Origin of the sequence: Bradyrhizobium sp. HKCCYLS1011 (assembly GCF_051167795.1) — a bacterium.
GTDB lineage: Bacteria > Pseudomonadota > Alphaproteobacteria > Rhizobiales > Xanthobacteraceae > Bradyrhizobium.
Window position 1 is genome coordinate 881,714 of record NZ_JBNPTT010000001.1, and the last position, 15,403, is coordinate 897,116.

General features: G+C 65.1%; 13 protein-coding genes. 3 read left to right on the forward strand and 10 right to left on the reverse strand.

Annotated features, from left to right (window positions below; all coding sequences use genetic code 11):
* Positions 1-33: 33 nt before the first annotated feature.
* From ACQR1W_RS04120 to ACQR1W_RS04155, 8 genes are all read right to left on the reverse strand, one after another.
* On the reverse strand, positions 34-951 hold the full coding sequence (locus ACQR1W_RS04120) for an SDR family NAD(P)-dependent oxidoreductase (RefSeq protein ID WP_434849600.1): 918 nt from the start codon (positions 949-951) through the stop codon (positions 34-36).
* A 118-nt stretch (positions 952-1,069) separates the two neighbouring features.
* Positions 1,070-1,546: a MaoC family dehydratase gene (locus ACQR1W_RS04125; protein ID WP_434849601.1), complete on the reverse strand. Its 477-nt coding sequence runs from the start codon at positions 1,544-1,546 to the stop codon at positions 1,070-1,072.
* 16 nt (positions 1,547-1,562) lie between these two features.
* On the reverse strand, positions 1,563-3,290 hold the full coding sequence (locus ACQR1W_RS04130; protein WP_434849602.1) for an AMP-binding protein: 1,728 nt from the start codon (positions 3,288-3,290) through the stop codon (positions 1,563-1,565).
* Positions 3,290-4,180, reverse strand: coding sequence for a 3-hydroxyisobutyrate dehydrogenase (gene mmsB, locus ACQR1W_RS04135; RefSeq protein ID WP_434849603.1), 891 nt, complete (start codon positions 4,178-4,180; stop codon positions 3,290-3,292). The genes ACQR1W_RS04130 and mmsB overlap by 1 nt, the downstream gene beginning before the upstream one ends.
* A gap of 28 nt (positions 4,181-4,208) precedes the next feature.
* On the reverse strand, positions 4,209-5,288 hold the full coding sequence (locus tag ACQR1W_RS04140; protein ID WP_434849604.1) for an enoyl-CoA hydratase/isomerase family protein: 1,080 nt from the start codon (positions 5,286-5,288) through the stop codon (positions 4,209-4,211).
* Positions 5,285-6,430, reverse strand: coding sequence for an isobutyryl-CoA dehydrogenase (locus ACQR1W_RS04145; protein ID WP_434849605.1), 1,146 nt, complete (start codon positions 6,428-6,430; stop codon positions 5,285-5,287). Before ACQR1W_RS04145 ends, ACQR1W_RS04140 begins: the two co-directional genes overlap by 4 nt.
* A 167-nt stretch (positions 6,431-6,597) precedes the next feature.
* On the reverse strand, positions 6,598-8,094 hold the full coding sequence (locus tag ACQR1W_RS04150) for a CoA-acylating methylmalonate-semialdehyde dehydrogenase (RefSeq protein ID WP_434849606.1): 1,497 nt from the start codon (positions 8,092-8,094) through the stop codon (positions 6,598-6,600).
* Between the two features lie 170 nt (positions 8,095-8,264).
* Entirely contained in the window at positions 8,265-8,924 is a 660-nt protein-coding gene (locus ACQR1W_RS04155) for a TetR/AcrR family transcriptional regulator (protein WP_008969166.1), read from the reverse strand.
* A 164-nt stretch (positions 8,925-9,088) separates the two neighbouring features.
* Here ACQR1W_RS04155 and ACQR1W_RS04160 point away from each other — a divergent pair, with 164 nt between their 5' ends.
* The 3 genes from ACQR1W_RS04160 (at position 9,089) to ACQR1W_RS04170 (ending at position 12,718) form a co-directional block, all read left to right on the forward strand.
* Positions 9,089-9,859 (forward strand): enoyl-CoA hydratase, encoded by a 771-nt coding sequence (locus ACQR1W_RS04160; RefSeq protein WP_434849607.1) that lies wholly within the window; start codon positions 9,089-9,091, stop codon positions 9,857-9,859.
* Positions 9,860-10,132: 273 nt separating this feature from the next.
* The gene (locus ACQR1W_RS04165) at positions 10,133-11,329 is read left to right on the forward strand and encodes a thiolase family protein (protein ID WP_434849608.1); all 1,197 of its coding nucleotides are present in this window, start codon (positions 10,133-10,135) and stop codon (positions 11,327-11,329) included.
* A gap of 99 nt (positions 11,330-11,428) precedes the next feature.
* Complete coding sequence (locus ACQR1W_RS04170; protein ID WP_434849609.1) at positions 11,429-12,718, forward strand: MFS transporter; 1,290 nt, start codon at positions 11,429-11,431, stop codon at positions 12,716-12,718.
* A gap of 68 nt (positions 12,719-12,786) precedes the next feature.
* On the opposite strand, the gene ACQR1W_RS04175 is transcribed toward ACQR1W_RS04170, so the two are convergent.
* Positions 12,787-14,346 (reverse strand): acyl-CoA carboxylase subunit beta, encoded by a 1,560-nt coding sequence (locus ACQR1W_RS04175; RefSeq protein WP_434849610.1) that lies wholly within the window; start codon positions 14,344-14,346, stop codon positions 12,787-12,789.
* Positions 14,276-15,265 carry an IclR family transcriptional regulator gene (locus ACQR1W_RS04180; protein ID WP_434849611.1) on the reverse strand — a complete coding sequence of 330 codons (990 nt, stop codon included), beginning with the start codon at positions 15,263-15,265 and terminating at the stop codon, positions 14,276-14,278. The genes ACQR1W_RS04175 and ACQR1W_RS04180 overlap by 71 nt, the downstream gene beginning before the upstream one ends.
* Positions 15,266-15,403: the final 138 nt, after the last annotated feature.

A 15,403-nucleotide genomic window follows, 5' to 3' on the forward strand; every position in this document is an offset into this window, starting at 1 on the left:
CATGACGAAGGAGTTCATGCCGGACACCGAGAACTACAACTTGATCCCCGCCCTTGCGGCAGCCTGGGCGACATATTTCTGTGTCTGCTCGAACGCGCCCTGCAGCGCCTTGGCGGTCGACATGTCGCTGATCTCGGCAAAATGCGCCGCGATCGCATCCGGCGTCCATTCCGACGGCGGCAGATTGATGCCTTCGGTTTCGAGGATCCTGATCACCGCGAACGAGCCGGCGCCTGCACCCATAATGGTCTTGGTCGGCGCGTCCTCGCTCAACAGATATTCCACCGCCGGCGTGATCGCCTCCGGCTTCATCAGCTGCAGCGCCTGCGGCGGCAGCAGCTCCTCGGTCATGCGGGTCGCGGCCGTCGGCGAGATCGTGTTGACGCGGATGTTGTTCTTGCGGCCCTCGTCCGCCAGCACGTTCATCAGGCCGACGATGCCGGCCTTGGCCGCACCGTAATTGGCCTGGCCGAAATTGCCGTAGAGGCCGGAGGATGAGGTCGTCACGACGATGCGGCCGTAATTGCGGTCACGCATGCCGGCCCACACCGCCTTGCAGCAGTGGAAGGTGCCGACCAGATGCACGTCGAGCACTTTGGCGAAATCGGCCAGCTCCATCTTGCCGAACGACTTGTCGCGCAGGATGCCGGCATTGGCGCACAGCAGATCGACGCTCCCCCACTCCTTCCTGGCGCGTTCGACCATCGCAGTGACCTGTTCGAAATTGGAGACGTCGGCGCCGTCGGCCATCGCGGTGCCGCCGGCCTTGCGGATCTCCTCGACGACCGTCTCAGCGGGCGTGAGCGAACCGCCGGAGCCATCGCGGGCACCGCCGAAATCATTGACCACGACCTTGGCGCCGCGGCTGGCAAGCCCCAGCGCATGCGCGCGGCCCAGGCCATTGCCCGCGCCGGTGACGATGGCGACACGTCCGTCAAATCTGATTGCCATAATGCATTTTCCTGTCGTTGTTAGCTCGTCAGGCCCGGACTTGCTCCGGGCATCCATCAATCAATTGGATCTTTGATGAGTGATGGATCGCCGGGTCAAGGCCGGCAATGACGAGGAGTTAGCTCAGGTAGATCAGCCCGATCCAGTCGGCGACCAAAGCGGGCTTGTCCTCGCCCTCGATCTCGACCGTGACATTGGTGCGCGACTGCAATTCCCTTGGCTTGCGCAGCGTTGCTTCGGCGAGCACGAAGCGCCCGCGCACGCGCTTGCCGGACTTCACCGGCGAGATGAAGCGCAGCTTGTCGAAGCCATAGTTGACGCCCATGGCAGTGCCCTCGATTGCGGGCATCACTTCATAGGACATGACGCTGAGCAGCGACATCGTCAGAAACCCGTGCGCGATGGTGGTACCGAACGGCGTCGCTTTTGCCTTCTCAGGATCGACATGGATGAACTGATGATCCTCGATCACGTCGGCATAAGTATCAATGCGTTTTTGATCGAGCACATGCCACGACGACACTCCGATCTCCTGCCCGACAAGGCCTTGATATGACTCGAGCGAAATCGGCGGCTTCTTCCAGATTTGATTCATTCGTCTCTGCTTCCTGTCACTCATGCCCCGCGGGCCGCGCCTTCAGCTCGGGGAAATCCTCTTCGCGGAATTCCATGCCGCGCAGATGATCGGTGCGATTGTCGTCGTGCTCGAGCTGGCGCAGCTGGACGCGACGAATTTTTCCTGAGATCGTCTTCGGCAGCTCCGTCACGAGCTCGATGCGGCGGATGCGCTTGAATGGCGCAAGCCGCGCCTGCAGATGCTCGAAGATCGACAGCGCGGTCGCGCGCGAGCGCTCGGCGCCTGATGTCAGCAGCACATAGGCCTTGGGGATCGCGAGCCGGATCGGATCCGGGCTCGGCACCACGGCGGCCTCCGCGACCGCGTCGTGCTCCAACAGGACGCTCTCCAGCTCGAACGGCGAGATGCGATAGTCGGAGGACTTGAACACATCGTCGGAGCGCCCGACGAAGGTGAGATAGCCGTCCTCGTCCTGAAACACCACGTCGCCGGTGCGATAACGCGAGCCGTCGGTGCCGGAGAGCTTGCCGTCCTCGGTCTGATAGCCCTGCATCAACCCGGCCGGTCGCTCCACGCCGAGCGTAAGCGTGATCTCGCCTTCCTTGGCGGGATTGCCGTCGATGTCGCAGACCTCGATACGATAGCCCGGCAACGGCCGGCCCATCGAGCCGATCTTCACGGCCTGCCCCGGCGAATTGCCGACGATCGCGGCAGTCTCGGTCTGGCCATAGCCGTCACGGATCGTGAGCCCCCAGGCCGCGCGCACCTGGTCGATCACTTCCGGATTGAGCGGCTCGCCGGCGCCGCAGGCCTCGCGCAACGACACCTTGAAGTCGGAGAGATGCTCCTGGATGAACAGCCGCCACACCGTCGGCGGCGCACACAGCGTGGTGACGCGGCAGCGGCCGACAGTGGCGAGCAGCCCCTTGGCATCAAAGCGCGGCTGATTGACGACGAAGATGGTGGCGCCGGCATTCCAGGGCGCGAAGAAGCAGCTCCAGGCATGCTTCGCCCAGCCCGGCGAGGATATGTTGAGATGGATGTCGCCGGGCTGCAGACCGAGCCAGTACATGGTCGAGAGATGCCCGACCGGATAGCTGCGATGGCTGTGCCGTACCAGCTTCGGCTTGGCCGTGGTGCCCGAGGTGAAATAGAGCAGCATCGGATCGTCCGCCTGCGTCGGACCGTCAGGCGCGAACTCTTCCGCTGCATCGGCCGCTTCCGCGAAAGACAGCCAGCCGTCCGGCGATGCGCCATCGCCGACCACGATGCGGGCGAGATTATCGGCGCCGAGCGCGGTGAATTTCGCGACCTGATCCTGTGCGGCCACCACCGCTTTGGCACGGCCGCGCTCGAGCCGGTCCTTGAGCTCATCCGTGGTCAACAGCGTGGTCGCGGGGATCACGATGACGCCAAGCTTCATCGCGGCCAACATGGTCTCCCACAGCGGCACCACATTGCCGAGCAGCAGCAGCAGATGATCGCCGCGCTTCAGCCCCTGCGCGCGCAGGAAATTGGCGACCTGGTTGGAGCGGCGCGACAGCGCGGCAAAGGAGAGCTTTGTCTGTCGGTCATGTGCGGCATCCACGATCCACAGCGCAATGCGATCGCGGCTCTCAGGATCGCGCGCCAGCTCGGCATCGAACCAGTCCAACGCCCAGTTGAACGGGACCGGGTCGGGCCAGCGGAATCCCTTCACCGCTGCATGGTAGTCGGCGCGGTGCGCGAGCAGGAAGGCGCGCGCGTCCTTGAATGTCGTCATCAGCTCTTTCCAGTCAGGCTTCGGACGTGCTGAATGATCCCCGAAAAGTCGACTCCACTATTCCCGGCGGCGTCGAACGCCTTGTAGATCTCCTGGGCGTGCAGGCCAAGCGGGGTCGCCGCGCCTGCGGCCTTCGCTGCGTCCTGCGACAGGGTCAGGTCTTTCAGCATCAGCGCGGTGGCAAAACCCGGCCTATAGTCGTTGTTGGCTGGCGAGGCCGGCACAGGACCGGGCACCGGACAATAGCTGGTGAGCGACCAGCATTGGCCGGATGAGGTCGACGCAACGTCGAACAGCGCCTGATGCGACAGGCCGAGCTTTTCGCCGAGCGCAAAGGCCTCGCTGACGGCAATCATGGAAATGCCCAGGATCATGTTGTTGCAGATCTTGGCCGCTTGGCCAGCGCCGGCACCGCCGCAATGGACGATCTTCTTGCCCATGTTTTCCAGGATCGGCTTGGCCTTGGCAAATGCGCCGTCCTCGCCGCCGCACATGAAGGTGAGCGTCCCGGCCTTGGCGCCGCCAGTGCCGCCGGACACCGGCGCATCGATCGAGGCGATGCCGTGCTTGGCGGCAAGCGCATGCGCTGTTCGGGCGCTCTCCACATCGATGGTGGAGGAATCGATGATCAACGCGCCCTTGGTCATGACCGGCACGACATCATTCCACACCGCCAACACATGCTTGCCGGCCGGGAGCATGGTGACCACGACCTCGGCGCCCCTCACGGCTGCAGCTGCACTGTCGGCGATCTCAGCGCCCGCGCTCTTGGCCTGCGCGCGCGAAGCCTCGACCAGATCGGACGCGACCACCTTGTGGCCTGCCTTCACCAGGTTGGCGGCCATCGGTCCGCCCATATTGCCGAGGCCGATGAATGCGATCGTTGCCATTGTTGTTTCCTCCCCTCGGATGTCGGTCTTATCTGCCTTGTGGGAATGTGAGCTCGTCGGCGCCAATCTCGGCCAGATACGGCGCCAGCATCTCCGGCGTCACGGCGTCGATCTCCGGTGGCGACCAGCGCGGGTTGCGGTCCTTGTCGATGATCGCGGCGCGCACGCCCTCGCGGAAATCGTCGCTGCGAAACACCTCCAGCGCCGCGCGATATTCCCGCACCAGGCAGTCCTGCAGCGAGCTTGCATTGCGTGCCAGACGCAGCAGCTTCAACGTCACCACCATGCCGCGCGGCGACTTTTCGCGCAGGGCCTTCAAGATGGACAGTGCGAGCTCCGAGCCGTCCTGTTCAAGCGCCGCCACGATGTCGTGCATGCTGTCGTGCCCGAACCAGCGGTCGATCCTGTCCTGCAGCGCCGCCACCGGGCCGGCGTTCTCGCCAATGGCAAAGCCCTCGATCAGCCGCTCCACCTCGCTCGATAAGGTGCCAGGTCGGAGCTTTGTCAGCACCTCGCGCAAGGCCGGCCATTTTTCTGATGGCACGACCGTATCGGCAAAGCGGGCATGGATTGCATCAGGGCCGTTCATGGTCTGGCCGGTCAGGCCGAAATAGGTGCCGAGTTCGCCGGGCGCGTGCGACAACAACCAGGTGCCCCCGACATCGGGGAAAAAGCCGAGGCCGACTTCGGGCATCGCCAGCTTGGTTTTTTCAGTCACGATGCGGTGGCGGCCGTGCGCCGAGAGGCCGACGCCGCCGCCCATCACCAGGCCATCCATGTAGGCGACATAAGGCTTCGGAAACGACGCGATACGCGCGTTCATGACGTATTCCTGGCGCCAGAACCGCTTGCCGAGATCGCCGCCCGACTTGGAGCTCTCGTAGAGCCCGCGGATATCGCCGCCTGCGCACAGCCCGCGGTCGCCGGCGCCTTCGAGAATGATCACGGCAACGGCCGGATCGGCCTCGAACTGGTCGAGCGCGGCATCGATGCCGAGCGACATCTCCAACGTCATGGCGTTGATCGCCTTCGGCCGGTTGAGCCGGATGACGCCCGCCGATCCCTCGCGGCGAACGATCAGGTCGCCTTCCGTCCCCGCCTCGCTCACCTGGTCCCCTCGATCAATTTGCGGGACACGATCAGCCGCATGATCTCGTTGGTCCCTTCCAGGATCTGATGCACGCGCAGATCACGCACGATCTTCTCGATGCCGTATTCGCTCAAATAGCCGTAGCCGCCGTGCAACTGCAGCGCCTGGTTGGCGACCTCGAAACCGACATCGGTGCCGAAGCGTTTGGCCATCGCGCACAGCATGGTGGCGTCCGCATCCTTGCGGTCGAGCGCGGCGGCGGCGCGCCAGACGAAGGTCCGGGCCGCCTCGAGCTCGATCGCCATGTCGGCAATGCGGAACTGCAGCGCCTGGAATTCATCGAGCCGCTTGCCGAACGCCTTGCGCTCCCGGGTGTAGGCCAGCGTCTTGTCGAGCGCATTTTGTGCACCACCAAGAGAACACGCGGCGATGTTGAGGCGACCGCCGTCGAGCCCGGCCATCGCGATCTTGAAGCCGATGCCTTCGTCGCCGAGCCGGTTGATGACAGGCACGCGCACATTCTCGAAGGTCACCGCGCGGGTCGGCTGTGCATTCCAGCCCATCTTGCGTTCATTGGCGCCGAACGAGACGCCCGGCGTATCAGCGTCGATCACGAGCGTCGAGATGCCGCCGGGTCCCTCGCCGCCCGTGCGCACCATCGCGACCAGGAGACCGGTGCTGCCCGCGCCCGAGATGAACTGCTTCTGCCCATTGAGGACGTAGTGGTCGCCGTCGCGTACCGCGCGGGTGCGAAGCGCTGCTGCATCCGAGCCGGCGCCCGGCTCGGTCAGACAATAGCTTGCGATCAGCTCCATGGTGCAGAGTCTTGGCAAGTAGGCTTGCCGCTGCGCCTCGGTGCCGAAGGTGTCGATCATCCACGACGCCATGTTGTGGATCGAGATGAACGCTGACACGGTCGGGCACCCCGTGGCCAGCGCCTCAAAGATCAGCGCGGCGTCGAGGCGGCCCAAGCCGGAGCCCCCGACATCGTCACGGATATAGATGCCGCCCATGCCGAGGTGTGCGGCTTCGCGCATCACCTCGATCGGGAAATGCTTCTCCTCGTCCCAGCGCAGCGCGTGCGGGGCGATCTTCTCCGCGGCAAAGCTTCGCGCCATCTCGCGAACTGCCACCTGATCCTCGTTGAGAGCGAATTGCATTCGTTCTCCGCGTCTCCCTGTTTTGTTGGCCTCAGTTTGTGTCACACGCTCGTCATTGCGAGGAGCGTCAGCGACGAAGCAATCCATGCCGTCTCTGCGGAAAGATTCTGGATTGCGTCGCTTCGCTCGCAATGACGAACAGGAGCCCTTAGGGGCTCCTGTTCTTGTCACTTCATGGTCGGAATCGAGAACTCCGCGCCTTCCTTGACGCCCGAGGGCCAGCGCGAGGTCACGGTCTTGGTCTTGGTGTAGAAGCGGATCGAATCCGGGCCGTGCTGGTTGAGATCACCGAAGCCGGAGCGCTTCCAGCCGCCAAAGGTGTAATAGGCGATCGGCACCGGGATCGGCACGTTGATGCCGACCATGCCGACATTCACCTTGGCCGCGAAATCGCGCGCGGCGTCGCCATCGCGGGTGAAGATCGCGACACCGTTGCCGTAGTCGTGCTCGGACGGCAGCGCCAGCGCCTCGGCGTAATCCTTGGCGCGCACCACCGAGAGCACGGGGCCGAAGATCTCCTCCTTGTAGATGCGCATGTCCTTGGTGACGTTGTCGAACAGACAGCCGCCCATGTAGAAGCCGTTCTCGTAACCCTGCATCTTGAAGCCGCGACCGTCGACCGCGAGCGTCGCGCCTTCCTTGATGCCGATATCGACATAGTTCTTGACGCGCTCGACCGCCTCTTTGGTCACCAGCGGGCCGTAATCGGCGGAGGGATCGATCGAGGTGCCGATCTTCAAGGACTCCACCCGCGGGATCAGCTTCTCCATCAGCCGGTCGGCGGTGGTCTTGCCGACCGGCACGGCCACGGAAACGGCCATGCAGCGCTCGCCGGCCGAGCCGTAGCCCGCGCCGATCAGCGCGTCGACCGCCTGGTCCATGTCGGCATCGGGCATCACGATGGCGTGGTTCTTGGCGCCGCCGAAGCACTGGCAGCGCTTGCCGTGGGCGGCAGCCCGCTCATAGATATATTGCGCGATCGGCGACGAGCCGACGAAGCCGACCGCCCTGATATCAGGATCTTCGAGGATCGCATCGACCGCCTCCTTGTCGCCATTGACGACATTGAGGACGCCCGGCGGCAGGCCGGCCTCGATCATCAACTCGGCAAGCATCATCGGCACCCCGGGATCGCGCTCGCTCGGCTTGAGGATGAAAGCATTGCCGCAGGCGATGGCAGGGGCGAACTTCCACATCGGAATCATCGCCGGGAAATTGAACGGCGTAATGCCGGCAACGACACCGAGCGGCTGGCGCATCGAATAGATGTCGATGCCGGGGCCGGCGCCCTCGGTATATTCACCCTTCATCAGGTGCGGAATGCCGCAGGCGAATTCCACCACCTCCAGGCCGCGCTGGATGTCGCCCTTGGCGTCGGGAACGGTCTTGCCATGCTCGCGCGCGAGCAGCTCGGCGAGCTTGTCGTAGTCGCGCTGGGCAAGCTCCAGGAATTTCATCATCACGCGGGCGCGCCGCTGCGGGTTGGTCGCGGCCCAGGCTGGCTGTGCGCCCTTGGCATTTTCCACCGCCGCGCGCACCTCAGCGCGGGAGGCCAGCGCCACCTTGGCCTGCACCTCGCCGGTCATCGGCTCGAAGACGTCCGCAGTGCGACCGGACCCGCCCTTGACCTCGCGGCCGCCAATGAAATGACCGATCGAACGCATGGGCTTTTCCTCCACAAAATGAGCCGTGCCGGTTGGGCCGGCATCTTGCAGTCTTTGGCAGTTTTGGGAAGGGCTTAGCCGCTGGCCGGCGCTGCGAAAATGCCGCCCCTGGGGTGCGGCGGACCAGCCGCGCCAATGAGCCGCGGCAAAGGCCGTGGCGGCAAGATGCGTCAGCGCTTTCGCGGGGCCGCGGTCTTGCCCGCCGGGCGCTTCCTCGCGGCGGGTTTGGTCGCGGCTTGGGTATCCTTGCCCCCGGTCCCGCTCGCCAGGGCCGCGTCGCGCCCGGCGCTCATGATCTCCTCGGAGAACTCGCCGCTGCCGGCGATGCGCGCCATCACCACCGTTCCGATCAGGGTCGCCAACATGCCCGAAGCCCGCTTGCGCGCCGTCTTGCGCGGCACGTCCGGAATCTGGTCGGCAAACAGCTCGACCATCTTGTCGAGCTTGGCCGCAAAGGCCTTGCGGGCCTTGGGACCTTCGCGGGCGATTTCAGCCCCGAGTGCCGGAACCGCACAGCCATGGCCGGCGTCATCGCGATGCTGGGGGCTCAGATAGCGGTCCACGATCGCCGCAACCCGCTTCTCCGGCGCGACCTCGGGCAAGTCCTTCTGCCAACGCGCCATCGAGCGGTCGAGCGCATAGTTGAAGGCTTCGATGACCAGCGACTCGCGCGAGTCGAAATGCGCATAGAACCCGCCATGGGTCAGGCCGGCCTCCTTCATCAGGTCAGCGACCCCGACGCCATGCGCCCCCTTCTCGCGCAACCGAACCGAAGCCTTGCGGACGATACGGTCGTGGGTCTCTGCCTTATGTTCCGGAGAATAGCGCATGGCCGTCCTATGAAATGTTCCCAATCATATAATAGCAGCTCCGCGGCGTGATAGCTGCACCTATTTGATGAATTTGTGTTTGATCTAGCTCAAGATCGTTGACAACCGCGCGATCAGTCGTCGAATTGCGATGTGCGGATTACCATTGGATTACGGGAACAGCCATGGACATGCTCAATGCCCATTGCGGCATCAGCCGCGACGACCGCGGCGTGGTCCGACTCACGATCTGCAAGGCGGGCGCCCTGAATATCCTGGGCTCCGCCGCGATCGACGCCGTCTGCGCCGGACTGGAGACGCTGGCGGCCGATTCAAGCATCCGCGTGCTCGTGCTTTGCGGCGAAAGCGAGAAGAGCCTGATTGGCGGCGCCGACATCAAGGAAATGGCCGGCCTCGATCAGACATCCGCAGAAACGTTCATCACCCGCCTTGCAGGATTATGCGAAGCGGTGCGCGTATTCCCCGCGCCCGTAGTTGCCCGGATACCCGGCTGGTGCCTCGGCGGCGGACTGGAAGTCGCAGCCGCGTGCGATCTCCGCGTTGCGTCGCACAACGCGAAGTTCAGCATGCCGGAGGTCCGGGTCGGCATTCCCTCGGTCATTCACGCCGCACTCCTGCCGCGGCTGATCGGCTGGGGCCGCGCCCGCCGGCTGCTGCTGACGGCGGAAACCATCGACGCGCCGACCGCGCTTGACTGGGGCCTGGTCGATGCCGTGGCCCCGGAAGGCGGGCTGGATGCCGCGGTCGAACAGACCGTGGAAGCGCTGCTCGCCTGCGGGCCCGCGGCACTGCGCGCCCAGAAGGCGCTGTTGCGGCAATGGGAGGAGCTGCCCCTGAAGGAGTCCGTCGCGGTGTCGATCGGCGCGTTCGGGCGCTCGTTCCTGACCGATGAGCCGAAGCGGCTGATGCAGGCCTTCATCGATCGGAAGCGGTAATCCGCAACTTTCTCCAAGACGGTCTCGCCCTTTTGTCGGAAGGATGGTCGCTGCGGACAGGCAGAGGTCGAGCGGCTCGTCAAGGCCCGCGCAAGCGGAGCATTCAGTCATCGCTGGTGTTTACTGGATCATCCGCTTTTCGCGGATGATGACGACAGCGGTCGCGGTATCCACCATCCATCTCGCGGCAAGTTTAGGCCCGCATGTCCATTGAAACCTTTTGCAGCGCATTATATGATGCGTGTAATATTATAGAAATCAAGGGAACATGCCATGGTCACCCTTCCTGATCCCGTCGTCATCGTCTCCGCCGCGCGCACGCCGCTCGGCCGCTTCATGGGCGAGTTGTCGTCGTTCAGCGCCAACAAGCTCGGCGCCCATGTCATCAAGGCGGCGCTGGAGCGCGCCACCCTCGCCCCCGACAAGGTCGACGAGGTATTCATGGGCAATGTGCTGCCGGCCGGCCAGGGTCAGGCGCCTGCCCGGCAGGCCGCGCGCGGCGCGGGCCTGCCCGATGCCACCGGCGCGACCACGGTCAACAAGGTCTGCGGCTCCGGCATGAAGGCGACCATGCTGGCGCACGACATCATCCAGGCCGGCTCGGCCGAGATCGTCGTCTCCGGCGGCATGGAGAGCATGACCAATGCGCCCTACCTGCTGGCGAAGGCGCGCGGCGGCTATCGCGCCGGCCATGACCGCATTCTCGACCACATGATGCTCGACGGGCTCGAGGACGCCTACGAGACCGGCCGCTCGATGGGCGATTTCGGCGAGGCGACGGCGGAGGCCTATCAGTTCACCCGTGCCGACCAGGATGCCTACGCGATCGAGACGTTGACGCGCGCCCGCCGCGCCGTCGAGGGCGGCGCCTTCAAGGCCGAGATCGCGCCGATCCGCGTGCAGGAGAAATCAGGCCCGCGGGACATTGCCAATGACGAACATCCGCTGAAGGTCGATCCGGCCAAGATTCCGGGCCTGAAACCCGCCTTCCGCGCCAACGGGACCATCACGCCCGCCGCCTCCTCCGCCAATGCCGACGGCGCGGCTGCCCTGGTGCTGACGACGCGCTCGCGCGCCGACCGCGACGGCCTGCCGGTGCTTGCGGAGATCAGGGGCCATGCCACCCACAGCCAGGAGCCGCAATGGTTCACCACCGCCCCGATCCCGGCGATCCGCAAACTGCTCGACAAGGTCGGCTGGAGCGTCGGCGATGTCGACCTGTTCGAGATCAACGAGGCCTTTGCCGTGGTCGCGATGGCCGCGCAGCGTGACCTCGGCATTCCGCGCGAGCGGCTGAACGTCAACGGCGGTGCCTGCGCGCTCGGCCATCCAATCGGCGCCACCGGCGCACGGCTGATCGTGACCCTGCTGCATGCGATGGAGGCGCAGAACCTGAAACGCGGCGTCGCTGCGCTGTGTATCGGCGGCGGCGAAGCCACCGCGATCGCGGTGGAGCGGATCGCCCGGTAAATCCTCTTGTCCCAAAATGAGGGAAGCTCGCCATTTCGGCCACGCGAACTTCCCGCCAAAATGGGCCGGCAAACCCTCACATCATTAATCCGAGGCGACATGATTTCGAACTGGCTCGCGGCCGCGCTGTCCCGCCGCAACATCCACTACGGCTGGGTGATGGTGGCCGTCACCTTCTTCGCCGCACTGGTCTCGGCCGGCACCGTGGGCGCGCCCGGCGTCTTCATCGTGCCGCTGCAGCAGGAGTTCGGCTGGAGCACGGCGGAGATCTCCTCCGCGCTGTCTATCCGCTTCATCCTGTTCGGGCTGATGGCGCCGTTCGCCGCCGCGCTGCTGAACCGCTACGGTTTGCGCAACGTGGCGCTCACCGCCCAACTGACCGTGGTGTCGGCGCTGCTCGCCTCGCTGGCCATGACCAAGGTCTGGCACCTCATCGCTCTGTGGGGCGTCGTGATCGGGATCGGCACCGGCATGACCGCGCTAGTGCTCGGGGCGACGATCGCAACGCGCTGGTTCGCGGCCCGGCGCGGGCTCGTGGTCGGCGTGATGACCGCGAGCGTCGCGACCGGGCAACTGGTCTTTCTGCCGCTGCTCGCGAGCCTCACCGACCACCTCGGTTGGCGGATGTCACTCGGGCTCGTCTGCGTCATGCTCTGCGTCTCCGCGACGGCGGTGATGCTGCTGATGCGGGACCGGCCGAGCGATGTCGGCCTGCGGCCGTTCGGCGACAAGAGCACTGAGCCGATCGCCGCGCCGCCACCGGTCACCACGCCGATTCTGGCCGCGGCACTCGGCACCTTGCGTGACGTGTCCCGCTCGACGGTGTTCTGGATCCTGTTTGCGACCTTCTTCATCTGCGGCGCCTCGACCAACGGCCTTGTCCAGGTGCATCTGATCCCGATGTGTCTCGACTTCGGCATTCCGCAGGTGCAGGCGGCGAGCCTGTTGGCCGCCATGGGCATCTTCGATTTCTTCGGCACCATCGTGTCGGGATGGCTGTCGGACCGCTACGACAATCGCTGGCTGCTGTTCTGGTATTACGGCCTGCGCGGTCTGTCGCTGGTGTTCCTACCCTTCAGCGACTTCTCGTTCTATGGCCTGTCGGTGTTTGCGATGTTCTACGGCCTCGACTGGATCGCGACGGTGCCGCCGACCGTCCGCCTGACGGCGCAACGGTTCGGCACCGAACGGGCGAATCTCGTGTTCGGCTGGATCTTCGCCGGACACCAGCTCGGCGCCGGCACCGCCGCTTTCGGCGCCGGCCTGTCGCGCACGCTGTTGCAAAGCTATCTGCCGGCCTTCTTCATCGCCGGCGCGCTCTGCATCATCGCTGCGCTCTTGGCGCTTGCGATCGCGCGGCAGGCCAAGCCGGTGCTTGCCGCCGCCTGAACGAGGAAGGCGAGCAGCGAATGGCGGAGACGACCCGCCATTCGCCGATCCCTCTTGGCAATTCGCCTTTACGGCCGCGTCGTCATCGCGGTCGGCGGGCCCGGGATTCGTAAAGGCTCGGCGAGGCGCGCGAACTCGCAGAGCAGCGCGCGGGTCTTGCGGGGATCGATGATCTCCTCGACCCAGAACTTTTCGGCCGTGCGGAACGGCGAGCGCAGCTTGTTGAGGCGTTCCTCGATCTCCTTCAGCTTCGCGGCCGGATCAGCCGCGGCGTCGATCTCGGCGCGATAGGCGGCCTCGATGCCGCCCTCGAGCGGCAGCGACCCCCAATAGGCCGACGGCCATGCATAGCGGATCGAGAAGCGATCGGCGGGCTGATGCACGACGCCGGCGACGCCGAAGGAGTTGCGCACGATCACCGTGCACCATGGCACCGTCGACTGATTGACGGCGGCCATCGCGCGCACGCCATGGCGGATGGTCGCCGCCTTCTCCGCCTCGAGCCCGATCATGAAGCCCGGGCAGTCCATCAGATAGACGACGGGCAAATGGAAGGTCTCGGCGAAATCGATCCAGCGGATCACCTTCTGACACGCATCCGCGGTCCACGACCCGCCATAATGGAACGGGTCGCTGGCGAGCACCATCACCGCGCGCCCCTCGAGTCGCGCCAGGCCAACGATGATCGGACGGCCGAAATTCTGCGCCACCTCGAAGAACGAGCCGTTGTCGACCACGGCCTCGATGATCGGTCGCATCTTGTAGACTTGGCGGCGGTTGCGCGGCACTGCGCTGATCAGCGTCTCCTCGGCGCGCTGCGGATCATCGTGGCACGACACGGTCGGCGGCAGCTCATGGACCGACGACGGCAGATAGGACAGGAAACGCCGCGCGCAGGCGAAGGCCTCCTGCTCGGTGTCGACGGCATGATCGACCGCGCCGGCCCGGGTCTGGATGTCGGCGCCGCCGAGCTCCTGCTTGCCGAGATCCTGGCCGAGGCGCTTCACCACCGGCGGGCCGGCCACGAACATCGCCGACGATCTGGTCATGATCGAATAGTGGCTGGCGGCGAGCCGCGCCGCTCCGAGCCCTGCGACGGATCCGAGCCCGAGCGCGACCACCGGCACGCAGGACAGGTTCTCCGTCGTCAGCCGGTACCAGCGATTGCCGCCGATGCCGCCCGGCAGGTTGGCCGCGCCCTTGGTCTCGATCGTCTTCACCGAGCCGCCGCCGCCCGAGCCCTCGATGATGCGGATGATCGGCAGGCGGAAGTCGTGCGCCATCTCTTCCGCCATGATCGGCTTGGCGGCGATCGAGGCGTCGGCAGAGCCGCCGCGCACGGTAAAATCGTCGCCGACCACGACGACGGTGCGGCCGTCGATGCGGCCGCGGCCGAACACGCAATTCGCGGGCGTCAGCTGTTTCAGCTCGCCCTGTTCGTCGTATTCGCCGAGGCCGGCGATGGCGCCGACCTCGTGAAAGCTCCCGGAGTCGATCAGCCCGTCGATGCGTTCGCGGACCGTGAGCCTGCCCTGGTCGCGCTGCCGCTGGACCTTGTCAGCCCCGCCCATCTCCCGCGCGAAGGCTTCGCGCCGGGCCAGTTCGTCGAGCTCGGGCTGCCAACTCATCCACTTCCTCCGTCATGGTGATCTTATTGTTGTTCTTATGATTGCTCTTGGCGGTCACCGGAAGCGGCTTTCTCTCCATGCGATTGTTGAACACGTCCGTCTCCGCACCCTGCAGCAGGGCGCCGATGGTGCGGCCGAGCTCGAGCATCGGGCGTGCGACCTCCTCGTGCAGCCGTGTCTCGTCATACATCGCGGCCAACAGCCCGATCGTCAGCACGACATAGGTCTGGTATTGCGGCGACCACAGAGGCAGCGCCAGCCCGTTGATGTGCGGGCTCCACAGGCCGCAGGCAACGACGTAGCCGCGCTCCTTCAAGAACTGCCTGTTGTGCTCGAGCCGCGGCCGCAACAGCTTTGCGGCTTCCGGCATCTCCCGCTCCATCTCGGCTAGCAGCGCATCGCCCATCTCGGGCTCGAGCGCGGCCACATAGGCGTGGCCGGCGGCGGTGCTCGCCATCGAGATCCGGCTGCCGGTCGTCTCTTGCAGGCCGACCGCGTTCTCGGAGCGACCGAATTCCAGATAAACCAGATGGAACTGGTCAGGGATCACGAAGCCGATCGTGCCGGGCAGTTGCTCGGCGAGATCCTGCAGCCGCTGTCGGATCAGATGGCGCAGCTGCAAGCCGCGCGTCATCGATGTGCTCATCGCGACCGCACTCGGACCGATGCGGTATTTCTGATCGCGCGGCAGATAGACCAGCTGCCCCATCCGCGTCAGCGTGTGCGTCAGCCGCGACACGGTCGAGCGCGGCAGGCCGCAACGGTTCGAAATTTCCAAATTGCCGAGCCGCGACTCGTGCCCCTCGAAACAGCGGAGCACGTCAAAGGCTCGCGAAACCACCTGAATAACATCACCCTCGCCGGCAAGGTCTCCGGGGAGCATCCCCACCCTGCTCAGCCGCTCCGAGCGTCGTCCCATGCGCTTCCTGCTCTATTCCATTTTGCGGAATAATATTCCGCTTGCAGAACAAGCTACATCAGGCACTTTGCAGCGACAACAACAAGCCGTGCACGAAAACAGATGAGTTTCAGCGTGTTGGCACAAGACGTTGGTCGT

Bases quoted from the DNA above. Each gene is read 5' to 3' on its own strand.
- ACQR1W_RS04180 (WP_434849611.1), bottom strand. From the start codon at position 15,265: ATGGGACGACGCTCGGAGCGGCTGAGCAGGGTGGGGATGCTCCCCGGA.
- ACQR1W_RS04145 (WP_434849605.1), bottom strand. From the start codon at position 6,430: ATGCAATTCGCTCTCAACGAGGATCAGGTGGCAGTTCGCGAGATGGCG.
- ACQR1W_RS04170 (WP_434849609.1), top strand. From the start codon at position 11,429: ATGATTTCGAACTGGCTCGCGGCCGCGCTGTCCCGCCGCAACATCCAC.
- ACQR1W_RS04125 (WP_434849601.1), bottom strand. From the start codon at position 1,546: ATGAATCAAATCTGGAAGAAGCCGCCGATTTCGCTCGAGTCATATCAA.
- ACQR1W_RS04175 (WP_434849610.1), bottom strand. From the start codon at position 14,346: ATGAGTTGGCAGCCCGAGCTCGACGAACTGGCCCGGCGCGAAGCCTTC.
- ACQR1W_RS04160 (WP_434849607.1), top strand. From the start codon at position 9,089: ATGGACATGCTCAATGCCCATTGCGGCATCAGCCGCGACGACCGCGGC.
- ACQR1W_RS04165 (WP_434849608.1), top strand. From the start codon at position 10,133: ATGGTCACCCTTCCTGATCCCGTCGTCATCGTCTCCGCCGCGCGCACG.
- ACQR1W_RS04130 (WP_434849602.1), bottom strand. From the start codon at position 3,290: ATGACGACATTCAAGGACGCGCGCGCCTTCCTGCTCGCGCACCGCGCC.
- mmsB (WP_434849603.1), bottom strand. From the start codon at position 4,180: ATGGCAACGATCGCATTCATCGGCCTCGGCAATATGGGCGGACCGATG.
- ACQR1W_RS04120 (WP_434849600.1), bottom strand. From the start codon at position 951: ATGGCAATCAGATTTGACGGACGTGTCGCCATCGTCACCGGCGCGGGC.
- ACQR1W_RS04155 (WP_008969166.1), bottom strand. From the start codon at position 8,924: ATGCGCTATTCTCCGGAACATAAGGCAGAGACCCACGACCGTATCGTC.
- ACQR1W_RS04150 (WP_434849606.1), bottom strand. From the start codon at position 8,094: ATGCGTTCGATCGGTCATTTCATTGGCGGCCGCGAGGTCAAGGGCGGG.